Genomic DNA, 14,970 nt, shown 5'->3' on the forward strand with positions numbered 1-14,970 from the left:
TGTCCAGATGCGGCGCATCGATGGTCAGACGGATTGAAGGTTTTCATCATTTAGATTATCTGGATTTCAGTAATTTCTGAAAATTCAGAAAGTACGGGAGAGAGAATTTTGGAATTGTCGCCAATCGTTCAGTCGTTCGTGCTCCACTTTGGAGAGATGGGCAGCCGTTGGGGCATCAATCGCACGGTGGGGCAGATTTACGCGCTGCTCTATCTGTCGCCCCAGCCGATGTGCGCCGACGAGATCGTCGACGCGCTCGGTGTGTCACGCTCGAATGTCTCCATGGGCATACGCGAACTGCAAGGCTGGAATCTTGTGCTGCTGAAGCACATTCCCGGCGACCGTCGCGATTTCTTCACGACGCCGGATGACGTCTGGCAGATTCTGCGCACGCTTGCCGAAGAGCGCAAGAAGCGCGAGATCGACCCGACGCTGTCGGTTCTGCGCGAAGTGCTGATGGAAGCGCCGCAGGATGACAGTGACCGCTACGCTCAGGAGCGCATGAAAGACATGTACAGCCTGATCGAGCGGCTGACCAATTGGTACGACGACGTGAAGAAGCTCGATACCGACCGTCTTACAAGCCTTCTGGCGCTGGGCGCGAAGGTGACCCGCTTCCTCGAAACCACCGACAGGATTGTGGCTTTGGGGCGCGGACGAACATCGGCCAAGAAGGAGCCAAAGCGAGATTGACATCTGATGTCCCCCAAACGGAGCAACTGGCGGAAAATCTGACGCCAGACGACGGGAAGGCGCAAAGCGGCGAAGGCCGCCCACGGTCTTCCAAGCGTCGTTCTGAGCGCCGGACGGTTCCGGCCATGCTTCGGCGGGGAGCAAATCTTCAGGCACTGGCAGCGCTTTTGTGGCTGCCGCAGGCAGGGCTTATAGCCTATGCCATCGGGCAGCTCGCCGATACCGGTTTCGACAATCGGATTTACTATGCGGCACTTGGCATATTCGTGCTGGGTTGCCTGCGCAGTCTGATTGACGGTGCTGGTGCGGCCAAGGCGTTTGACTCTGCCCGTGCTGAACTGACAGCCTTGCGCGAGCGCGCTTTTGCAGCGCTTTCCAGCCGGTCGCCGCTCGACACAGCCCGGCCACCGTCGGGTGAAGCTGCAAGTATTCTCGCCGAACAGGCGGAAATGGTCGTGCCTTATCTGTCGCGTTTTGTGCCGGTGCGCATTCGGGTCATGCTGGTGCCGCTTGCGATCCTGCTGGCCGTCTTCTGGTTTTCGTGGGCGGCGGCGCTTGTTCTCCTGATTGCAGCGCCGCTGATCCCGATCTTCATGGCGCTCATTGGCTGGCGAGCAAAAGCTGCCAGCGAAAAGCAGTTGGTGGCGCTTGGCGGCATGAATGGTTTTCTGCTGGACCGGCTGCGCGGCCTGACGACCATCCGCAGTTTTCACGCCGTGGATGCGACAGCCACGCGGTTGCGTGATAATGCCGAGACCCTGCGCACCAAAACCATGAAAGTTCTTCGGATTGCTTTCCTGTCGTCCGCCGTGCTGGAGCTTTTTGCAGCGCTTGGCGTTGCCATGGTCGCCGTCTATATCGGTTTTCACCTGCTCGGCACCTTGCAGTTCGGCGCATGGGGACAGAAGCTGACGCTGGGCGAAGGCCTGTTCATCCTGTTGCTTTCTCCCGCTTTCTTCGAACCGCTGCGTGACCTTTCCGCCGTCTGGCACGACCGTGCGTCAGGTGAAGCGGCCATCGATGCATTGGAGAATCTCAGCCGTCATGCCATGCCGGTTGTTGGCGGCAACGGCGTCGCGGCGAACAAACCGACGGAAACAGACCCGACCGTTCAACTACACGATATCGGTTTTCAGTATCCGGCTGGGCCCGCGGTTTTAACAGGCTTCAACCTGACAATCGAAGCAGGCGAACACGTCGCTCTGCTCGCGCCAAGTGGTTACGGCAAGTCTACCATTCTGGCGTTGATTGCCGGACTGGCTGCGCCACAGACCGGCGCGATCAGAATTGGCGGAATCGCCATGGCTCCTGAAAATGCAATGTCCCAGCGCCAACGCATGAGCTGGATCGGCCAAAAGCCGCATATATTCGCGGGATCCGCGCGCCACAATATCACGCTCGGACGCGAAACCACTGTCAGCCCCACCGCCTCGATCATCGAAGATATGGCGCTGGCGCATGTTGTGGGTATCACCGGCAATGGTGTTCTCGGCGAGAACGGTGCCGGGCTTTCTGGCGGCGAGGCGTTGCGGCTTGCACTGGCGCGCATCGCGGTCGATCCTAAGGCCGATATCATCCTTGCCGACGAGCCGACGGCCCATCTCGATCAAGAGACGGCCAAGCATATTGCGGACAGCCTGTTGCGACTGGCCAAGGGCAAGACCCTGATTGTCGCTACCCATGATGAGGGACTGGCGCGCAAGATGAACCGCATCATACGCTTGGCTGACAATCAAGATAGTGATCCGTTGTGGCAGAGGAGGGCAGCCGAATGAACGGTCTGCAAGCGCTCCGCCCGATCCTGCGCCTGTTTTTCAGAACCAAAGGTTCCGCCCTTTATGCAGGCATTGCCGCGGCTACGGTCACGGTGTTGGCTGGCATCGCGCTGCTCGGTCTTTCCGGTTGGTTCATTACGGCAACCGCCATTGCGGGCCTCAGCCTTGCAACCGCCATCGTGTTCGACGTTTTCGCACCAGCTGCCGGTATCCGGTTTCTCGCGATCGTGCGCACAGGCGCGCGTTACCTCGAACGCCTTGTCACCCACGACGCGACACTCGCCATTCTGGCGGCGTTGCGCGAAACGCTGTTTCGCAGCTGGGCAAAACCGGTAGCGGCCAATGCGCTGTTGAAGCGCCCGGCACGGCTTCTGTTCCGCTTGACTGCGGATATCGATGCGCTGGATTCGCTTTATCTGCGTGTCGTCGTGCCGATTGGCGCCGCGCTCGCAACCGCGCTTGTGGCTGGCATAGCGCTTGCTCTGATGCACCCGCTGTTCGGACTTGCTGTTGCAATTCTCCTTCTTCTCGTCGGTTTGAACCTACCGTTACTGGCTGCACGACGTTCGGAAAAGCCGATGCGCAGGCGCGCCAAGGGCACGGAAGCATTGCGCGCCCGCACGGTCGATCTGGTTGCAGGCCAGACGGAACTGCTGATGGCCGGGCGGATGCAGGCACAAAATGAAGCGCTTATCCGGGCTGACAGTTATGTGGCGGCGTCTGATCGCGGGCTCAACCGCGTCGAGATCAAAACCGGCGCGGGGCTTGGGGTGGCCCATGCCGCACTTTTGGCTGGCGGCCTTATTGGCGCTGGCTGGCTGGTGCAGGCGGGGACAATCGGCGCTCCGGTTGCAGCTTTGGCGATGCTGGTTATTCTTGGCGCAATGGAGCCTTTCGCGGCGCTACGGCGCGGCGCGATGGAACTTGGCCGCACCATTCTGGCTGCCCGGCGCGTTGGCCCGCAATTGCGTGATGAGAAGGTGGTTGCCGGTCTACCTACGCCGCCGGATGGTTTGGCAATACAGCTTCAAAACCTGTCTGTTCGCCATGACGATGCAGCCGTCGATGCCCTGAAATCCATCAATCTTACCGTCGAAGAGGGCGAGCGCGTCGCCATCGTTGGCACCAGCGGTGCAGGGAAATCGACGCTGTTCAACGTGCTCGCAGGTGAAATCGCGGTGAAGGACGGCAGCGCTAGAGTGCTGGCCAGTTGTTTGCTGACCCAGCGCACAGAGCTTTTTCAGGATAGCCTTCGCGATAATCTGCGGCTCGCCAAACCGGACGCCGATGATGCGGCGCTGATGCAGGCTTTGCAGACCGCTGGTCTCGGAGAATTCGTCGAAACCCTGCCGAGCGGTCTCGACACGATGCTGGGCGAGGGCGGTCTGGGATTATCCGGCGGGCAGGCAAGGCGTCTTGCTCTGGCGCGCCTGTTTTTAAGCGAATCGTCCTTATGGCTTCTCGACGAACCGACCGAGGGGCTCGACGGGGCGACCGCCGAAGATGTGCTGGCGCGGTTGCGGGCGCAGTCGGGCGGACAAACCTTGCTTGTCGCCACACATATCCAGCGCGAAGCGCGGATTTGCGACCGGATCATTGTTTTGAATCAAGGCGCTCTAGTTGAGTCTGTGCGCATGAGTGACCAGCGTTTCGGTGAGATACTCAATACCATGAGGTAAGCCGGGCGGGCGAAGGTCCATCTATCAGGGGCTTTGCCAACACATGAGAATGGAAACGGCGGGCGGTCTTTATCCGATCTTCGTTTCAAACGGGCAATGTCATGACCACGCCCGTTACGCGAAAGCGCGTCGCGTCTGCCAATTAATGCGACGTGCAAAATGAACTCGTTTTGGTCGCATTCTGCGATGCCGGGGATTTTTCCGGCCGCAAATGCTCTAGGAGGGCCGGGGATTACCGGCTGAAAAAGATGGAACTCGATATTGTCTCCCTGTCGCGATTGCAGTTTGCAATCACGGCACTTTATCACTTCCTCTTCGTACCTCTGACGTTGGGTCTTTCCGTGCTGCTGGCCATCATGGAAACCGTTTATGTGATGACGGGGCGACTCATCTGGCGACAGATGACGAAATTCTGGGGTACTCTGTTTGGCATCAACTTCGCGATCGGTGTCGCGACGGGCATTGTGATGGAATTCCAGTTCGGCATGAACTGGAGCTATTACAGCCATTATGTGGGCGATATTTTCGGCGCCCCGCTGGCCATTGAAGGCCTGATGGCCTTCTTCCTCGAAGCGACCTTTGTGGGTCTGTTCTTCTTTGGTTGGGACCGTCTTTCCAAGGTCGGCCACCTGATCGCGACCTATGCCGTCGCGGCGGGATCGAATTTCTCCGCCTTGTGGATTCTCATCGCCAATGGCTGGATGCAGAACCCGGTCGGATCGGCCTTCAATCCCGAAACCATGCGCATGGAAATCACCGATTTCTTCGCGGTTCTGATGAACCCGGTGGCGCAGGCCAAATTCGTGCATACGGTTTCAGCCGGTTATGCGACTGCATCGGTGTTCGTTCTGGGCGTTTCCGCCTGGTATCTCCTGAAAGGACGCTCGGTTGAGCTCGCCAAGCGTTCGATGACGGTTGCCGCATCGTTCGGTCTGGCCGCTTCGCTTTCCGTCGTCGTTCTGGGCGATGAAAGCGGTTATCTGGCCAACGAACACCAGAAGATGAAGATCGCCGCCATCGAAGCTATGTGGGAAACGGAACCGGCACCCGCGCCGTTTACCGCTTTCGGCATCCCGGACCAGCAGGCGCGCGAAACCCATTTCGCAGTGCAAATTCCCTGGGTCATGGGGTTGATCGGCACGCGTTCGCTAACTACGCCGATCCAGGGCATCAACGAACTGGTTCAGAATGCGGAGAACCATATCCGCAACGGTATCGTCGCCTATGATGCGTTGCAGAAAATCCGTGCCGCTGGCGACACCAGTGCCGTTCCACAGGATGTGAAGGACGTTTTCGCCGACAACAGCCAATGGCTGGGCTATGCGCTTCTTCTGAAGCGTTATGTGGACGATCCGCGCACGGCTACCGACGAACAGATCACCAAGGCCGCAAACGACACGGTTCCGGGTGTTCTGCCGCTGTTCTGGGCATTCCGCATCATGGTTGCCATCGGTTTCGCCTTGATCTTGCTGACTGGCACGTTCTTTGTGCTGTCGGCGCGGCGCAAGCTTGATCAGCATCGCTTCCTTTTGAAAGTGGCGGTCTTTGCAATTCCGCTGCCGTGGATCGCTGCCGAAATGGGCTGGATCGTCGCCGAATTCGGACGTCAGCCATGGATTATCGAAGGCATTCTGCCGACAGCAGTTGCCGTCTCCAATCTCGGCGCGTCGACGGTTCTGCTCACCATCATCGGCTTTGTCGCGATCTACACAGTCCTGTTCATCATCGAAATGGGCCTGATGATCCGCGCTATCAAAGCCGGGCCGGAACCCGACAGCAAACCTGAAGCCATGCTTGCACCTGCCAGCATTGCGCCAGCGGAGTAAGGACCATGATACTCAGCGAATTGTTGGACTATGAAACCCTTCGCATCATCTGGTGGGTACTGCTCGGCGTGCTGCTGATCGGCTTTGCCGCGATGGACGGGTTTGATTTGGGCGTGGATATTCTGATGCCGCTCGTCGGCAAAACGGATGTCGAGCGTCGCGTCATCATCAACACGATCGGCCCAGTCTGGGAAGGCAATCAGGTCTGGCTGATCCTCGGCGGCGGCGCAATCTTCGCCGCCTGGCCACCGCTCTATGCGGTGTCCTTCTCGGGCTTCTATCTGGCGATGTTCGTTATCCTGTTTGCCCTCATCCTGCGCCCGGTTGGTTTCAAATACCGCTCGAAGCGTGAGGGCAAGGCATGGCGTCGCGGCTGGGACATTGCCCTGTTCATCGGCGGGTTTGTACCGGCTCTGATCTTCGGCGTCGCAGTCGGCAATGTGTTGCAGGGCGTACCGTTCCGTCTCAACGATGATCTCCAGATATTCTATGAGGGTTCGTTCTTCGGTCTGCTCAACCCGTTTGCACTTGTGTGCGGCGTGTTGTCGGTCACCATGCTGTCGATGCATGGCGCCTCGTGGCTGGTCCTCAAAACTACCGGAGAAATTCAGCAACGAGCGCGGCGCTATGGCAGCATCGCCGCACTTCTCACGCTCGTTCTTTATGCTCTGGCCGGTGTTGCCAGCTGGTTCTGGGTGTCGGGCTACCGGATCACAAGCGCCGTCGTTACCGATGGACCTTCCAATCCGCTGCGCAAGACGGTGGAGCTCGATCATAGCGCATGGTTTGCCAACTATGCGAATTATCCGATCCTGCTGATTGCTCCGGCGCTTGGCATTCTGGGCGCGATTGCGGTGTTTCTGACACTGCGTGGCGGACGTGAAGTTGCTCCGCTTCTGCTGGGCAAGCTCACGATCTTCGGCATCATCTCGTCGGTCGGTGTGTCTATGTTCCCGTTCATTCTGCCGTCTTCGCTCGATCCCCGGGCAAGCCTGACGGTTTGGGATTCGTCTTCCAGCCACATGACCCTGTTCATCATGCTGGTCGTAACGCTCATCTTCCTGCCGATCATCGTTGCCTACACGTCCTGGGTTTACCGGGTGCTGTGGGGCAAGGTGGACAAGGATATGATCGAAGACGAGAGCAACCACGCTTATTGATCGGGCAGCGGGCGGCTTAGCCGCCCGCGCCTTTCAATCTAAGAAAGGAAAGCAATATGTGGTATTTTTCCTGGCTTCTGGGCTTGCCGCTCGCCGCAGCTTTCGCTGTGCTCAATGCCATGTGGTATGAACTGATGGACGACCGGGCACGCAAGCGTCTTGCAGCCGATCCGACTGCAGATCTGGCACACCAAGGTACGAAGCATCACTAACAAACGGAGCGGCCCGGAAACGGGCCGTTTTCTTTATGGGCTGATATTGGTCTTAGGCCGATGGTATCGAGAGTTCCGCTACGAAATCATAGGCATCACCACGATAGAGCGATTTGGTGAACTCGACCGCGCGGCCTGATGCGAGATAGGAAATACGCTCGATGGACAAACCGGCATCGCCGGTCTTGACGCCGAGTATCCGGGCATCGGGGTCCTTGATGTTGCAGGCGGAGATGCGCTGCACGGCGCGTACCGGACGAAAGCCGGTACGTCCGAGTTCGGCATAGAGCGATCCCTTGACTGCATCGGGATCGGGCAAAACTTCGCTCGACAAGCTGGCGCGCTCGATAGCCAGCGGAAGATCGCTTGCCATGCGCAAACGGCCAAGTCGCGCAACCCGGGTTTCGGATGAAACGCCAAGCTTCATCATTTCTTCGGGCGACGGATAATAGAGGCCGCGTTCCAGCCATTTGGATTGGGTGGCGATGCCGCGCCGCGCCATGTCTTCGGTAAAAGATGTGAGCATGGAAAGCGACTGCTGCACCCGCTCGCTCGGGCGCACAACAAAAGTGCCGGAGCCGTGACGACGCACCAGAAGTCCCGATTTGACGAGATCGTCCACCGCCTTGCGCACAGTTACGCGGCTGATATTAGCATATTCCGCAATGTCACGTTCGGGCGGCAGCGCCTCGCCATCGGCAAGATGTCCGGCACGAATCGCTGCCTCCAGCGACTGGCGCAGCTGCATGTAAAGCGGTCCCGCGCCAGAAGTTGGCGCAGTGCCCTGAAGGTTTTTGGGGAGAAAGGCGCTGAAATTGCCGCTCATGCACGCGCCTCATCCTTGTGGCCGTAGCGCTTGAGCGCGAGCTGCAAAGCTCCGGTCAAAGCGTCCGCTGCCGGTTGAACAATGAGCTTCTGCTGGCTTGCGGGGAGCCACTCCACATAAAGCGGCGCCATCCCGCCCAACAAACTGATCCGTTCCGCGCCCTGAGCAATCAACATGTCCAGCGTTTCGCTGACATAGCCTGCCGAGCGTTGCAGAAGCATGCGCGCGGTCTCATCGCCATTAGCAGCATATTGGAAAATACGCGGAGCATATTTGCCGAAATCGCCCGGCTTTGCCGTCCAGGCGAATTCAACCAGATTGTCGGGATTATTGCCGAACTCATTGAGCACGTCTGTTGTCAGGCGGCTGCGGGGATGAATGCCGTCATGCACCAGCAGGCATTCTTGCAACAAGCTTTGTCCAAGCCGCGCGCCGCTGCCAAGATCGCTGAGCGGAAACCCCCAGCCACCGACCGAATGAATTCGTTCGTGCTGCCGGACGATATAGGCCGTTCCGGTGCCTAAAATGGCCACGATCCCGTCCTGATCGCCAAGCGCACCCTGCAATGCGATAAGACCGTCGAACTCGACATTGGCGTGAGCAAAGGGGAGGCCGCGTTCAATAGGCAGGCCCGCGCCTTGGACATTGCCGCCAGCAAGTCCGAGCACCGCATGGCTTTCGTCATAGTGGCTTTGGTCCAGCCCCGCATCGGCGAAGGCATTGTCTATGGCTGCACGTACATTGACGAGCGAAGTCTGCGGATCAGTGACAATATTGGCCGATCCGCTGCGTCCCGTTCCGAGAATCGCACCGTTGCCATCTGCCACCACAGCGCGGCATCCGGTGCCGCCCCCGTCCACGCCAATGAAAAACTCTGCCATGAGATACCTCCAACTTGAAGATACCAAAAAAATACCATTAACCAAGCAGATTTATCGGAGACGAGCAAATTTGATTAATGCGTTGATAAATTGAGGTAAATTATCTTGCCACCAATTTTTATGCGAGAATTTCGTAAACTTCGCTGGACAATTGGTACGTTTTTGGCATTAAATTCAATCAAAGGGGAGCGCAATGCCGCCAGGGGTCGCCAAAGGTTGTTAACAGGCGAGGGTCGCGCGGAAATGGGATGGAGCGAAGACCGGCGGAGCCGGCACTTATCCCGTACCGTGATGGGCCATCGTTATTAACGTGGTGTATCGCAATGGACAGGCGTATCTCGCCTCTTTTGTGCGTCTGCGTTCAAAAAAACGGGAGAAGGTCAAATGGTTCGCAATACCTTGAAATTCATGCTGCTGGGTTCGACGCTGCTGGCGTCGGGTTCTGCCGCATTGGCTCAGGATGTCACGCTGACGGTTGAAAGCTGGCGTAACGACGATCTGCAAATCTGGCAGGAAAAGATCATTCCGGCCTTTGAAGCAAAGAATCCGGGCATCAAAATCAATTTCGCGCCAAGCGCGCCGACAGAATATAACGCCGCTCTCAATGCCAAGCTGGATGCTGGCTCGGGCGGCGATCTGATTTCATGCCGTCCGTTCGACACTTCGTTGGAGCTGTTCAACAAAGGCAAGCTTGCCGATCTCACCGATCTGGAAGGCATGAAGAATTTTTCCGACGTCGCCAAGTCCGCATGGACCACCGACGATGGCAAGAAAGCTTTCTGCGTGCCGATGGCTTCGGTCATTCACGGCTTCATCTATAATCAGGAAGCCTTTGACAAGCTCGGCCTGAAGGCTCCGGCGACCGAAGCCGAATTCTTCGACGTGCTTGAGAAGATCAAGGCGGACGGCACCTATATCCCCATGGCCATGGGCACGAAGGATATGTGGGAAGCCGCGACCATGGGCTACCAGAATATCGGCCCGACCTACTGGAAGGGCGAGGACGGCCGCAAGGCGTTGATCGCTGGCGAGCAGAAGCTGACCGACGAGCCATGGGTTGAGCCGTTCAAGGTTCTTGCCAAGTGGAAGGATTATCTGGGCGACGGTTTTGAAGCCCAGACCTATCCGGACAGCCAGAACCTCTTCACGCTGGGCCGTGCCGCGATTTATCCGGCAGGTTCGTGGGAAATCGGCCTATTCAACACGCAGGCGCAGTTCAAGATGGGCGCATTCCCGCCGCCGGTTAAGAATGCAGGCGACAGTTGCTACATCTCGGATCACAACGATATCGGTCTCGGCCTGAATGCTTCGAGCAAGAATACCGAACAGGCCAAGGTGTTCCTGAACTGGGTGGCTTCGCCGGAATTCGCGGAAATCTACGCAAACGCGCTGCCGGGCTTCTTCAGCCTGAATTCGACGGCTGTGAAGATGTCCGATCCGCTGGCACAGGAATTCGTGTCCTGGCGCGAAAAGTGCAAGCCGACGATCCGTTCGACCTACCAGATCCTGTCGCGCGGCACGCCGAACCTGGAAAACGAAACCTGGGTTCAGTCAGCTAACGTCATCAACGGCACTGTAACGCCGGAAGATGCCGCCAAGAAGCTGCAGGAAGGCCTCGACAGCTGGTACAAGCCTGCGAAGTAATATGATCATTCACGGGCGGCTTTGCTTGAGGGCAGGCCGCCCGTGTGCATTTTCGATGCCGAACAGACTTGCAAGGCGCCTAACAGGCAGTTTTTCTTTCGCGCATTGCGCGATCCATGTCAGTCTCACGGCAAAAGAATGTTCGCAAGAACCGCATAAGCCGAAGAACAGCGAGTGTTGATGAGCCAGTCTGCCGACCTGCCAATCATTGAGCAAAAACGCCCGAGGCGATGGCACATTCTTGTGTTCCTGCTGCCTTGCGTGCTGGTTTATACGCTCGTCATGGTGCTGCCGCTGATCGAGACATTGCGGCAAGCGTTCTTCAATGTCGTGGACGGGCAGCGCGTCTTTGTCGGCTTTGCCAATTTCCAGACGCTTTTCGGCGATGCAAACTGGTCGCGTGATTTCTGGAATGCGTTGAAAAACAATGTCATATTCTTCTGTATTCATATGCTGGTTCAAAACCCGATCGGCATTTTGCTGGCAGCCATGCTGTCGCTGCCGAGATTGCGTTTTGCCGCCTTCTATCGCACGGCGATCTTTCTGCCGACGCTACTCTCCTTCGTGATTGTCGGCTTTATCTGGAAGCTTATCCTGTCGCCGATCTGGGGCGTTGCGCCATGGATGATGGATCTGGTGGGCATGAAATGGGCCTTTGGGCCATGGCTCGGCAAGGCCGAAACAGCACTGGTCACGGTGTCGCTTGTTTCCGTCTGGCAGTTCGTCGGTATTCCAATGATGTTGATCTACGCGGCGTTGCTCAATATTCCCGATGAAATCATCGAAGCTGCCGAATGCGATGGCATTACCGGCTGGAGCCAGTTCTGGAAGATCAAGCTGCCGCTCATTCTGCCATCGATTGGCCTGATCTCGGTCATGACCTTCGTTGCCAATTTCAATGCGTTCGACCTGGTCTATTCGATGCAGGGCGCACTCGCGGGGCCGGACAAGGCGACCGACATTCTCGGCACCTTCCTGTACCGCACCTTCTTCGGCTTCCAGCTTCAGCTTGGCAATCCGTCCATGGGCGCCACCATCGCCGCCGTGATGTTCCTCATCATCCTCGCCGGTGTGTCGCTCTATCTGTTCGGCATCCAGCGTCGCATGCGCCGCTATCAATTCTGAGGAGCGAGAAATCATGTCGAAAGCACGCACTTCGCCCCTTCGCACAACGTTCGTTCATGCGGCATTGATCATCTATATGCTTGTCGCCGTCTTTCCGGTGGCGCTGACGCTGATCAATTCCTTCAAGGACCGCAACGCGATTTTTCGCACGCCGCTGCAGTTTCCGACACCGGAAAGCTTTAGCCTGATCGGCTATGAGACGGTGCTGAAACAGGGCTCGTTCCTGACCTATTTCCAGAACAGCACCATTGTCACGGTGGCGAGCATCTTCTTCGTAATTCTGTTTGGCGCCATGGCCGCCTTTGCCCTGTCGGAATATCGGTTCAAGGGCAACACGCTGATGGGGCTTTATCTGGCCATCGGCATCATGATCCCGATCCGGCTCGGTACGGTTGCATTGTTGCAGGGCATGGTCGCGGTGGGGCTTGTCAACAGCCTGACATCGCTGATCCTCGTCTATACGGCTCAAGGCTTGCCGCTTGCCATCTTCATCCTGTCCGAATTCATGCGAACCGTGTCCGACGATCTGAAAAATGCCGGGCGAATAGACGGCATGTCGGAATATGCGATCTTCTTCAAGCTGGTGCTGCCGCTGATCCGGCCGGCCATGGCGACGGTCGCCGTCTTCACCATGATCCCGATCTGGAACGACCTCTGGTTCCCGCTGATCCTCGCGCCAAGCGAAGCCACCAAGACGGTGACGCTCGGCTCGCAGCTGTTCATCGGTCAGTTCGTCACCAATTGGAATGCGGTTCTGTCGGCGCTTTCGCTTGCAATGTTCCCGATCCTCGTCCTCTACGTCCTCTTCTCGCGGCAACTGATCCGCGGCATCACAGCCGGAGCTGTAAAATGAGTGCACATACAACAACCGCCCCGGCCCAAGTCGCCCCAATTCGCGTTCTTTCAGCCGGTCTCGGCAATATGGGCCGCAGCCATGCGCTGGCCTACCATCGCAATCCGGGTTTTGAAATCGTCGGTCTGGTCAACCGGACTAAGGTTGCTGTCCCGGACGAGCTTGCCGGTTATGAAATTCATCCATCCTTTCAGGAGGCCCTGGCCGAACTGAAACCGGATATGGCCTGCATCGCCACCTATTCGGAAAGCCATGCCGATTATGCCGTGGCCGCGATGGAGCAGGGCGCGCATGTCTTTGTCGAGAAGCCGCTGGCGACAACCGTGGAAGATGCGCGCCGTGTGATCGATTGCGCTCGGGCCAACGGACGCAAGCTCGTCATCGGCTATATCCTGCGCCACCACCCATCCTGGATGCGGCTAATCTCCGAAGCACGCCAGCTCGGCGGTCCTTATGTCTTCCGTATGAACCTCAATCAGCAGTCGAGCGGCGCGACGTGGGAAACGCATAAAAACCTGATGAACACCACGTCGCCAATCGTCGATTGCGGTGTGCATTATGTCGATGTCATGTGCCAGATCACCGATGCAAAGCCGGTGGAAGTGCGCGGTATGGGCCTGCGTCTTTCCAATGAAATCAAACCGGATATGTATAATTACGGCCATCTGCAGGTGCTGTTCGATGACGGCACGATTGGCTGGTACGAGGCGGGCTGGGGGCCGATGATGTCGGAAACGGCCTTCTTCGTGAAGGATGTCATATCGCCGAATGGCTGCGTCTCCATCGTCATGAACGAGGCCGTCACCAAGTCCGACGATGTGGATGCACACACAAAAACCTCGACCATCCGCATCCATCGTGCCGAACGCGGGGCGGACGGCAAATTCCTCAAACCCGATACGGATCTTTCCATGTCCGACGAGCCGGGCCATCAGGAATTGTGCGAACGCGAACAGGCTTACATGCTGAAAGCCATTCGTGAGGATATCGATCTCAACCGCCATATGGATGACGCGCTGCAATCGCTGCGCATCTGTCTCGCCGCTGACGAAAGCGTGCGTCTTGGCCAGCCGGTAAAACTGTAAGGGATTTTTGACTGTGGGATCGCTGCTACTCAAGTCGATACATAAGAGCTACGGTGCGCAGGCTGTTCTGAAGGATATCAATCTGGAAGTTCGCGACGGCGAGTTCATCATTTTCGTGGGGCCTTCCGGTTGCGGAAAATCCACGCTGTTGCGTTCGATTGCCGGTCTGGAAGATGTGTCTTCAGGGCAGGTGCTGATCAACGACAAGGATGTGACCGTCATTCCGCCTTCAAAGCGCGGCATCGCGATGGTGTTCCAGTCTTATGCGCTTTATCCGCATCTGACGGTGAAGGACAATATGGGCCTTGGCCTGAAACAGTCCGGCGCGCCGAAGGAGCAGATTGAAAGCCGCGTCACGCGCGCTTCATCCATGCTGTCGCTTGATCCCTATCTGGCACGGCGTCCGGCGGAACTGTCGGGCGGCCAGCGCCAGCGCGTCGCTATCGGTCGCGCGCTCGTGCGTGACCCGGAGCTGTTCCTGTTTGACGAGCCTTTGTCCAATCTCGATGCCGCGTTGCGCGTGCAAACGCGTCTCGAAATTGCCAAGCTGCATCGCGAACTGAAAGCAACCATGATCTATGTCACCCATGATCAGGTTGAGGCCATGACGCTTGCTGACCGCATAGTGGTGCTGAATGCGGGCCGTATCGAACAGATCGGTTCGCCGATGGAGCTTTATAACAAGCCTGACAATCTGTTCGTGGCAGGCTTCATCGGGTCGCCGCAGATGAATTTCGTCGAAGCGGGCCGTATCGGTGAAACGGGCGCGAAGACCATCGGCATCCGTCCGGAACATCTCGGCGTCAGCCGTGAAAGCGGCAAATGGAAGGGGAAGGTTATCCACGCCGAACATCTCGGTGCGGATACCATTCTTTACGTGGAAACCGAAGTGGCGGGACTCATCACCGTTCGCCTGTTCGGGGAGCACCACTATACGGAAGATGACATCATCTTCGTGTCGCCGGAAGCGGACAAGACGCATCGCTTTGACGATGACGGCAAGGCTGTCCGCTAAACCATTCGACATTCGATGAAATTGAACCGCGCTTGTTTCAAGCGCGGTTTTTTGTGCCCGCGAGAATCAGGTTCCCGGATCGCATTTTCTGTGAGTTTTATCATCGCGACGCGGTGGACAAAGTGCCTCAGGCACTATCGGATGAAGCGGATATCGCTCGATAGAGTACCAGATGGTACTGACGCATTCGTCAATG

At 57.5% G+C, this 14,970-nt stretch carries 13 protein-coding genes; 11 read left to right on the plus strand and 2 right to left on the minus strand.

Going from position 1 to position 14,970, the window contains the following annotated elements; genetic code table 11:
- Positions 1-108 precede the first annotated feature (108 nt).
- The 6 genes from FIC94_RS02130 (at position 109) to cydX (ending at position 7,345) form a co-directional block, all read left to right on the plus strand.
- The gene (locus FIC94_RS02130) at positions 109-693 is read left to right on the plus strand and encodes a GbsR/MarR family transcriptional regulator (protein WP_171317289.1); all 585 of its coding nucleotides are present in this window, start codon (positions 109-111) and stop codon (positions 691-693) included.
- Positions 690-2,468, plus strand: a complete 1,779-nt coding sequence (cydD, locus tag FIC94_RS02135; RefSeq protein WP_140023760.1) for a thiol reductant ABC exporter subunit CydD — start codon at positions 690-692, stop codon at positions 2,466-2,468. The genes FIC94_RS02130 and cydD overlap by 4 nt, the downstream gene beginning before the upstream one ends.
- The gene (cydC, locus tag FIC94_RS02140; RefSeq protein ID WP_140023761.1) at positions 2,465-4,147 is read left to right on the plus strand and encodes a thiol reductant ABC exporter subunit CydC; all 1,683 of its coding nucleotides are present in this window, start codon (positions 2,465-2,467) and stop codon (positions 4,145-4,147) included. Before cydD ends, cydC begins: the two co-directional genes overlap by 4 nt.
- 248 nt (positions 4,148-4,395) lie before the next feature.
- Positions 4,396-5,973 (plus strand): cytochrome ubiquinol oxidase subunit I, encoded by a 1,578-nt coding sequence (locus FIC94_RS02145; RefSeq protein ID WP_109367414.1) that lies wholly within the window; start codon positions 4,396-4,398, stop codon positions 5,971-5,973.
- A 5-nt stretch (positions 5,974-5,978) separates the two neighbouring features.
- Positions 5,979-7,133, plus strand: a complete 1,155-nt coding sequence (gene cydB, locus FIC94_RS02150) for a cytochrome d ubiquinol oxidase subunit II (RefSeq protein WP_109367413.1) — start codon at positions 5,979-5,981, stop codon at positions 7,131-7,133.
- Positions 7,134-7,189: 56 nt separating this feature from the next.
- The gene (gene cydX, locus FIC94_RS02155) at positions 7,190-7,345 is read left to right on the plus strand and encodes a cytochrome bd-I oxidase subunit CydX (protein ID WP_109367412.1); all 156 of its coding nucleotides are present in this window, start codon (positions 7,190-7,192) and stop codon (positions 7,343-7,345) included.
- Positions 7,346-7,397: 52 nt separating this feature from the next.
- On the opposite strand, the gene FIC94_RS02160 is transcribed toward cydX, so the two are convergent.
- Together FIC94_RS02160 and FIC94_RS02165 are read right to left on the minus strand one after the other, a co-directional pair.
- On the minus strand, positions 7,398-8,171 hold the full coding sequence (locus tag FIC94_RS02160; RefSeq protein ID WP_109367411.1) for a GntR family transcriptional regulator: 774 nt from the start codon (positions 8,169-8,171) through the stop codon (positions 7,398-7,400).
- Positions 8,168-9,052, minus strand: a complete 885-nt coding sequence (locus tag FIC94_RS02165) for a glucosamine kinase nucleotide-binding domain-containing protein (protein WP_109367410.1) — start codon at positions 9,050-9,052, stop codon at positions 8,168-8,170. The genes FIC94_RS02160 and FIC94_RS02165 overlap by 4 nt, the downstream gene beginning before the upstream one ends.
- Positions 9,053-9,436: 384 nt before the next feature.
- On the opposite strand from FIC94_RS02165, the gene FIC94_RS02170 reads away from it, so the two are divergent.
- The 5 genes from FIC94_RS02170 to FIC94_RS02190 all read left to right on the plus strand — a co-directional run bounded on the left by FIC94_RS02170 (position 9,437) and on the right by FIC94_RS02190 (position 14,774).
- Complete coding sequence (locus tag FIC94_RS02170; RefSeq protein ID WP_140023762.1) at positions 9,437-10,696, plus strand: ABC transporter substrate-binding protein; 1,260 nt, start codon at positions 9,437-9,439, stop codon at positions 10,694-10,696.
- A gap of 180 nt (positions 10,697-10,876) precedes the next feature.
- On the plus strand, positions 10,877-11,821 hold the full coding sequence (locus FIC94_RS02175) for a carbohydrate ABC transporter permease (protein ID WP_109367408.1): 945 nt from the start codon (positions 10,877-10,879) through the stop codon (positions 11,819-11,821).
- A 13-nt stretch (positions 11,822-11,834) separates the two neighbouring features.
- Complete coding sequence (locus tag FIC94_RS02180) at positions 11,835-12,674, plus strand: carbohydrate ABC transporter permease (RefSeq protein WP_140023763.1); 840 nt, start codon at positions 11,835-11,837, stop codon at positions 12,672-12,674.
- Positions 12,671-13,759 (plus strand): Gfo/Idh/MocA family protein, encoded by a 1,089-nt coding sequence (locus FIC94_RS02185; protein WP_140023764.1) that lies wholly within the window; start codon positions 12,671-12,673, stop codon positions 13,757-13,759. The genes FIC94_RS02180 and FIC94_RS02185 overlap by 4 nt, the downstream gene beginning before the upstream one ends.
- 13 nt (positions 13,760-13,772) lie before the next feature.
- A complete protein-coding gene (locus FIC94_RS02190; RefSeq protein WP_140023765.1) occupies positions 13,773-14,774 on the plus strand; it encodes an ABC transporter ATP-binding protein in 1,002 nt (333 codons plus the stop codon).
- Positions 14,775-14,970 lie beyond the last annotated feature (196 nt).

The sequence above is a fragment of the Ochrobactrum teleogrylli genome (assembly GCF_006376685.1).
Classification (GTDB): domain Bacteria; phylum Pseudomonadota; class Alphaproteobacteria; order Rhizobiales; family Rhizobiaceae; genus Brucella; species Brucella teleogrylli.

Coding starts and splice junctions, on each gene's coding strand:
- FIC94_RS02145 (WP_109367414.1), top strand. CDS start 4,396: ATGGAACTCGATATTGTCTCCCTGTCGCGATTGCAGTTTGCAATCACG.
- FIC94_RS02175 (WP_109367408.1), top strand. CDS start 10,877: ATGAGCCAGTCTGCCGACCTGCCAATCATTGAGCAAAAACGCCCGAGG.
- cydC (WP_140023761.1), top strand. CDS start 2,465: ATGAACGGTCTGCAAGCGCTCCGCCCGATCCTGCGCCTGTTTTTCAGA.
- FIC94_RS02170 (WP_140023762.1), top strand. CDS start 9,437: ATGGTTCGCAATACCTTGAAATTCATGCTGCTGGGTTCGACGCTGCTG.
- FIC94_RS02185 (WP_140023764.1), top strand. CDS start 12,671: ATGAGTGCACATACAACAACCGCCCCGGCCCAAGTCGCCCCAATTCGC.
- cydX (WP_109367412.1), top strand. CDS start 7,190: ATGTGGTATTTTTCCTGGCTTCTGGGCTTGCCGCTCGCCGCAGCTTTC.
- cydB (WP_109367413.1), top strand. CDS start 5,979: ATGATACTCAGCGAATTGTTGGACTATGAAACCCTTCGCATCATCTGG.
- FIC94_RS02180 (WP_140023763.1), top strand. CDS start 11,835: ATGTCGAAAGCACGCACTTCGCCCCTTCGCACAACGTTCGTTCATGCG.
- FIC94_RS02165 (WP_109367410.1), bottom strand. CDS start 9,052: ATGGCAGAGTTTTTCATTGGCGTGGACGGGGGCGGCACCGGATGCCGC.
- FIC94_RS02160 (WP_109367411.1), bottom strand. CDS start 8,171: ATGAGCGGCAATTTCAGCGCCTTTCTCCCCAAAAACCTTCAGGGCACT.